At 65.8% G+C, this 6,168-nt stretch carries 6 protein-coding genes and 1 pseudogene; 3 read left to right on the top strand and 4 right to left on the bottom strand.

What is annotated here, in order from left to right:
* Positions 1-91: 91 nt before the first annotated feature.
* Together WB785_RS07155 and WB785_RS07150 are read right to left on the bottom strand one after the other, a co-directional pair.
* Positions 92-1,270, bottom strand: coding sequence for a class I SAM-dependent RNA methyltransferase (locus tag WB785_RS07155; protein ID WP_424078123.1), 1,179 nt, complete (start codon positions 1,268-1,270; stop codon positions 92-94).
* 5 nt (positions 1,271-1,275) lie between these two features.
* Positions 1,276-3,270, bottom strand: coding sequence for an APC family permease (locus tag WB785_RS07150; protein ID WP_424078121.1), 1,995 nt, complete (start codon positions 3,268-3,270; stop codon positions 1,276-1,278).
* Between the two features lie 89 nt (positions 3,271-3,359).
* Between WB785_RS07150 and WB785_RS07145 the strand changes: the two genes are divergently transcribed.
* The gene (locus WB785_RS07145) at positions 3,360-4,031 is read left to right on the top strand and encodes a potassium channel family protein (RefSeq protein ID WP_424078119.1); all 672 of its coding nucleotides are present in this window, start codon (positions 3,360-3,362) and stop codon (positions 4,029-4,031) included.
* Complete coding sequence (locus WB785_RS07140) at positions 4,028-4,690, top strand: potassium channel family protein (protein ID WP_424078118.1); 663 nt, start codon at positions 4,028-4,030, stop codon at positions 4,688-4,690. Before WB785_RS07145 ends, WB785_RS07140 begins: the two co-directional genes overlap by 4 nt.
* On the opposite strand, the gene WB785_RS07135 is transcribed toward WB785_RS07140, so the two are convergent.
* The gene (locus tag WB785_RS07135) at positions 4,641-5,273 is read right to left on the bottom strand and encodes a DUF3159 domain-containing protein (protein WP_424078122.1); all 633 of its coding nucleotides are present in this window, start codon (positions 5,271-5,273) and stop codon (positions 4,641-4,643) included. The two genes, WB785_RS07140 and WB785_RS07135, sit on opposite strands and share 50 nt — an antisense overlap.
* A gap of 101 nt (positions 5,274-5,374) precedes the next feature.
* Positions 5,375-5,743, bottom strand: a complete 369-nt coding sequence (locus WB785_RS07130) for an OB-fold nucleic acid binding domain-containing protein (RefSeq protein ID WP_424078116.1) — start codon at positions 5,741-5,743, stop codon at positions 5,375-5,377.
* A gap of 135 nt (positions 5,744-5,878) precedes the next feature.
* Between WB785_RS07130 and WB785_RS07125 the strand changes: the two are divergent.
* Positions 5,879-6,168 (top strand): annotated as a pseudogene (locus WB785_RS07125) (alpha/beta hydrolase); the annotation flags it as partial.

The following is a 6,168-nucleotide window of genomic DNA, read 5'->3' as shown; positions in this document are numbered from 1 at the left end:
AGTTACTAGGGGTGATCACGGCATCGGGCCTGTTGGCCGCAGCAATGAAGGAGTGAGCAGGGCGTTGAGGCAACCGCGTCAATGTAAGCCGTCATCGCGTCAACAGCGCGACGCACTCGGTGTGATGGGTGAGTGGGAACGAGTCGAACACCGAGATCTTCTCGACGGCATACCCCTGCTGGCGATACAGGCCGATGTCGCGCGCGAATGATGCCACCTCACAACCGATATGCACCACCCGCGGGACCTCGGCCGCGGCCAGCAGATCGATCACCTCACGTCCGGCGCCGGCGCGCGGCGGATCCAGGACCGCCACATCGGCACCACGGCGTTGTGCGGTCAATGCCCGCCGGACCGAATCGGTGATCACGCTCACCTGCGCGAGATCGCCCAGGGTGGCGCGCGCCGCACGCGACGCGGCCCGTGAGCTGTCGACACTGACCACCAGTCCGGACTCCCCCACCGCGTCCGCGAGCACTCCGGCGAAAACCCCTACGCCACCGTAGAGATCCCAGGCGGTCATGCCCGAGTCTGGTTGGGCCCACTCGCTCACCAGAGCGCTGTAAGTCCGTGCCGCGTCGCGATGGGCCTGCCAGAAAGCCGTCACCGGTACTTGCCAGCTGTGCCGGCCCGCCCGCTGCACGCCCTCGTAACTGCCCTCGACCACCTCGGTCGAAGTTCGTCGGCCCTGTCGCGCCGTGCGCACTACATGGCGCTGATCGTCGTCGTCGACGACAACGTGCAGATGCGCCCCGGGCGGCCATGCGGTGGAGGCAAGACCGTCGGTCATCCCGGCCGGCAGCTGACCGCAATTGAGATCGGCGATCAGCTCGTCGCTGCGGTAGCGGTGAAATCCGGGACGGCCGTCAGCGCCGACGTCAAGCCGGACCCGGGTTCGCCAACCGGTCGGACCCACCGCCGAGAGCGGTTCGACGGTTCCACTCCACTGGTAATTACCAAGGCGGGCAAGCTGATTAGACACCACCTCGGCTTTGAGTGCACGCGCGGCGGCCGGCTCGACGAAAGCCAGATCGCAACAACCGGCACCCTCCACCCCGGCGATCGGGCATAACGACGCCCGACGGTGGTCCGACGGCTCGATGACCTCGACCGCCTCGGCGTGCCAGTAAGAACCTCGGTCTGCGGTAACCCGCACCCGCACCCGCTCGCCAGGCAACGCGTAGCGGACGAAGACCACCCGGCCGTCGTGACGTGCAACGCAGCTGCCCCCGTTGGCCGGCGCGCCGAGGGTCAACGTCAGTTCTGCCAAAGGTGTCAATCGAAAATCCCTCTGCGGGCGTCGCCGGGCGCCGCATGCGGCTGCATCGTCTTGAGCCGCTCCGACGAATTCAGTTGCCAGGGAACCGATGTCACCATTACTCCCGGCATGAACAGCAACCGGCCCTTTAGCCGCAGCGCGCTCTGATTGTGCAGCACATGCTCCCACCAATGGCCCACGACGTACTCCGGAAGGAAGACCGTCACCACGGTGCGCGGCGATTCTTTGCTCACTCGTTTGATGTAACCCAGTATCGGACGGGTGATTTCACGATACGGCGACGCAATGACCTTCAGCGGCACGCTGATATCGCTCTCTTCCCATCTGCGGACCAAACCCCGGGTCTCCGCGTCGTCGACACTCACCGTGACGGCCTCCAGCACATCGGGCCGCGTAGCGCGTGCGTAGGCCAGCGCGCGCAGTGTCGGCAGATGCAACTTCGACACCAACACCACGGCGTGGTTGCGGCTGGGCAAGACGACGTCAGTGTCCTCGGCAGCCTGCTGCTCCAGTTCCTGGCTGACCGTGTCGTAGTGCTTGCGGATCATTTTCATGAGGACGAAGAGCAAAGCCATGGCGACAACGGCGATCCACGCCCCGGCAAGGAACTTGGTGATCGATACCACCAACAGCACCGCGCCGGTGGCCACGAAGCCGACCGTGTTAATCACCCGCGACCGCAGCATCGTGCGCCGGACGGCCGGATCGGTCTCATTGCGCAGCAACCGAGTCCAATGTCGGACCATGCCGATTTGGCTCAGTGTGAACGAAATGAACACCCCGACGATGTAGAGCTGAATCAGCGCGGTGACTTGCGCGCGGAACGCAATGATCGCCGCGAGCGCGGCCACCGCCAGGAACACAATGCCGTTGGAGAACGCCAGCCGGTCGCCTCGCGTATGTAGTTGGCGCGGAAGATAACTGTGTTGCGCCAGGACCGAGCCTAGTACCGGGAACCCGTTGAACGCCGTGTTGGCCGCCAAGACCAGGATGAGCGCGGTCACCGCCGCAATCAGCAGGAACCCGATGTGGAAACTGCCGAACACCGCCTGAGCGATCTGCGTCACCAGAGTCTTCTGTTGATAGTCGCGCGGAGTACCGCTCAGCTGCGTGGCGGGATCGTCGACAACCTGCACCTTGGTCTTCTCGGCCAGCAGGATGATGCCCATGAAAAGGCTGACCGCGATCGTGCCCAGCAGCAGCAGTGTCGTAGCCGCGTTGCGCGACTTGGGTTTTTGAAATGCGGGCACCCCGTTGCTGATCGCCTCCACACCGGTGAGCGCTGCGCAGCCCGACGAGAACGACCGCGCCACCAAAAACACCATCGCAAAGCCGGCGATCTGGCTGCGCTCGGCATGCATCACGAAGCTGGCGGATTCGGCCCGAAGCGGCTCGCCGAAGATATAAATCCGAAGCAATCCCCAGCCGAGCATGAGGCCGATGCCAACGATGAACGCGTAGGTGGGAATCGCAAAGGCCAACCCGGACTCGCGCACACCGCGCAGGTTCATCGCCATGACCAGCAGGATCGCGGCTACGCAGAACAGCACCTTGTGGGTGGCCACGAATGGAATGGCAGATCCGATGTTCGACATAGCCGATGCTGTCGAAACAGCCACCGTGAGAACATAATCCACCAGCAGAGCGCTCGCGACCGTAAGTCCGGCGTTGCCGCCCAGGTTGGTGGTGACCACTTCGTAGTCGCCGCCGCCGGATGGGTAGGCGTGCACGTTCTGCCGGTAGCTCGCCACCACGACCAGCATCACCGCTGCCACCGCCAGGCCGATCCACGGCGTCAACGAGTACGCCGCCAGCCCGGCCACCGACAGCATCAGGAAGATTTCTTCGGGGGCGTAGGCCACCGAGGACAACGCATCGGAAGCGAACACCGGCAAGGCGATCCGCTTGGGCAGCAGGGTGTGGCTCAGCCGATCGCTGCGAAACGGCCGACCCAGAACCAACCGACGCGCCGCGGTCGAAAATTTGGACACGAGAGCCAAGAATAAGCCCACCCGGCGTTGCCGGTACGGTTCTCTCGTCGGGACCCGACTAATAACCCGCAGGCCGAGAGGACCCGCACGTGCGAGTGGTTGTGATGGGGTGCGGCCGGGTGGGGTCGTCGTTGGCCGACGGGTTGTCCCGGATCGGCCACGACGTCGCGATCATCGACCATGACAGCACCGCATTTAGCCGGCTGAGCCCCGACTTCGCCGGTGAGCGCGTTCTCGGCATGGGCTTCGACCGAGACGTGCTGGTCAGGGCCGGGATCGAGGACGCCGATGCGTTCGCCGCGGTGTCGTCCGGCGACAACTCCAACATCATTTCGGCGCGGCTGGCACGGGAAATCTTTCGGGTGCCGCGGGTGGTCGCGCGGATCTATGACGCCAAACGTGCTGAGGTCTACGAACGGCTCGGCATTCCCACGATTGCCACCGTGCCCTGGACCACCGATCGGCTGCTCAACGCGCTCACCCAAGACACCGAGACGACCAAGTGGCGAGACCCCACCGGGACCGTCGCAGTCGTCGAGGTCGCGCTGCATGAGGGCTGGGTCGGTTGTCGGGCGACCGATCTGGAGACGGCCACCGGCGCTCGGGTGGCGTTTATGATCCGATTCGGCAGCGGTGTCCTTCCGGAACCGAAGACGGTGATCCAGGCCGGTGATCAGATCTACATCGCCGCCGTTTCCGGCCGCGTTGCAGAAGCATTGGCCATTGCGGCGTTGCCGCCGAGCGAGGACCTTGAGCCATGAAAGTCGCTATTGCCGGAGCCGGCGCGGTCGGCCGCTCGGTCGCCCGCGAACTCCTGGAAAACGGTCACGACGTGTCTCTGATCGAGCGCAACCCGGAGCACATTGACATCGACGCCATCCCCGCTGCGCACTGGCGGCTCGGCGACGCCTGCGAGATGAGCGTGCTGCAGTCGATACGCATGGAGGACTTCGACGTCGTCGTGGCCGCCACCGGCGACGACAAGGCGAACGTGGTGCTCAGCTTGCTGGCCAAAACCGAGTTCGCGGTCCCCCGGGTGGTGGCCCGGGTCAACGATCCCCGCAACGAGTGGCTGTTCACCGACGCCTGGGGCGTCGACTGGGCGGTGTCCACCCCGCGGATGCTGGCTTCCTTGATCGAGGAAGCCGTCGCGGTCGGAGACTTGGTGCGGCTGATGGAGTTCCGGAACGGTCAGGCCAATCTCGTGGAGATCACGCTGCCCGACGACACGCCGTGGGGCGGCAAGCCGGTGCGGAAGCTGCAGCTGCCGCGTGACACCGCGCTGGTGACGATCCTGCGCGGGCCCAGGGTCATCGTGCCGCAGGACGATGAACCGCTCGAAGGTGGCGACGAGTTGCTGTTTGTGGCCGTCAGCGAGGCGGAGGAGGAGTTGCGTCAGCTGGTGCTGCCACCGCACTGACGGTGCTCTCCGCCAGAGCGCGCTGCGCCACCCTGATCGCCACGTAGGTCACCACCGCTGCCGCTGCGGTCAGAGGCCAGCCCATCGCGATCCGCGCCACCACGAGCCAGCCCGTGCGGTCGGATTCATACAGCACATGCTGCACCACGAAGCGGGCGCCGAAAACCAGCACCCAGGTGAGCGTGGCGACGTCAAAGGCGTAGACGGCACGGCGCACGTCGCGCCAGGCTCGGTCGTGCCCGTGCAGCCAGCTCCAGATGTAGCCGACCACCGGCCGCCGGATCAGTATCGACACCCCGAATACCGCCGCCCAGAGCAGCGACGTCCAGATGCCCAGCAGGAAATATCCTTTGGACTCCCCCAGCAGGTAGGCGATCAGTGCGCAGACCGCGACGCCGATCAGGCCCGACACCGCCGGCTGCGCGGACTCACGCCGGATCAGCCGCCACAGCAGGATGAGCGTGGCAATGCCGAGGGCTGCGCCGACTGCCGCCGCCAACCCCAGCAGCCTCGAGGTCCCGACGAACACCAAGACCGGCAGCGAGGAGTAGATCATCCCCGGCACACCGCCCAGCTGTGCCATCACCCGCTCGGCAGGGGTCGAGTTTGCAGCTGCGGACTCGGCGTCGCTCTCGGCGGCCGGGGTCACATCGCTGGCTTCGGTCGCACCGTTCACCGGAGGCTTCACCGCTGAATTTCGTAGTGCGGGTTGTAAATCGCCTTGGTGCCGTTGTCCAGCTTGCCCAGCCGGCCCCGCACCCGCAGCGTGCGGCCCGAGTCGATTCCGGGAATCCGCCGTTGTCCCAACCACACCAGGGTCACGGTGTCGGTGCCGTCGAACAGCTCGGCGCGAACCCCGGCGGCGCAACCCTTGGCGTTGGTTTCCACGGTGCGCAGTGTTCCGACCATCGTGACCTCCTGGCCTCGCTCGCAGTCGATGGCCCGCTGCGCGCCGGTGTTGACCGCCTCGTCGGATAATTCCTCGGCGTCGCGCTGCTCGGGGTCCTCCGTCAACCGACGAGTGAGCCGGCGCAGATAACCTTCTGCCGCCATGGCCTCTCCTGACCGTCCTGTAGGTCCAACATCTTCCACGGGTTGGAAGCCGATCCTCTCACGCCAACGGACACCGTAGACCGGTTAGTTCCCGCCCCATGCGGATACCCATCGGCGGCCGGGCAGTATCGAGACATGGCTATCGACCTGAGCGGCGTGACCACCGTCATACTGCCGGGAACAGGATCCGACGACGACTACATCACCCGCGCCTTCGCGGGACCGCTCTGCGAGGTCGGCGCGCAGGTTTTGGCGCCGCCGCCCCAGCCGAATTGCTTGATCGAGGGCTACCTGAGCGCGTTGGACGACGCAGCGCGCCATGGTCCGATCGCCGTCGGCGGCGTTTCGATCGGTGCCGCGGTGGCCGCCGCCTGGGCACTAGCGCATCCCGACCGGGCGGTGGCCGTGTTGGCCGCGTTGCCGGC

Source organism: Mycobacterium sp., assembly GCF_049585075.1.
GTDB lineage: Bacteria > Actinomycetota > Actinomycetes > Mycobacteriales > Mycobacteriaceae > Mycobacterium.
This window is presented reverse-complemented; position numbering and strand designations above follow the sequence as displayed.

Bases quoted from the DNA above. Each gene is read 5' to 3' on its own strand.
- WB785_RS07140 (WP_424078118.1), top strand. From the start codon at position 4,028: ATGAAAGTCGCTATTGCCGGAGCCGGCGCGGTCGGCCGCTCGGTCGCC.
- WB785_RS07135 (WP_424078122.1), bottom strand. From the start codon at position 5,273: ATGGCACAGCTGGGCGGTGTGCCGGGGATGATCTACTCCTCGCTGCCG.
- WB785_RS07130 (WP_424078116.1), bottom strand. From the start codon at position 5,743: ATGGCGGCAGAAGGTTATCTGCGCCGGCTCACTCGTCGGTTGACGGAG.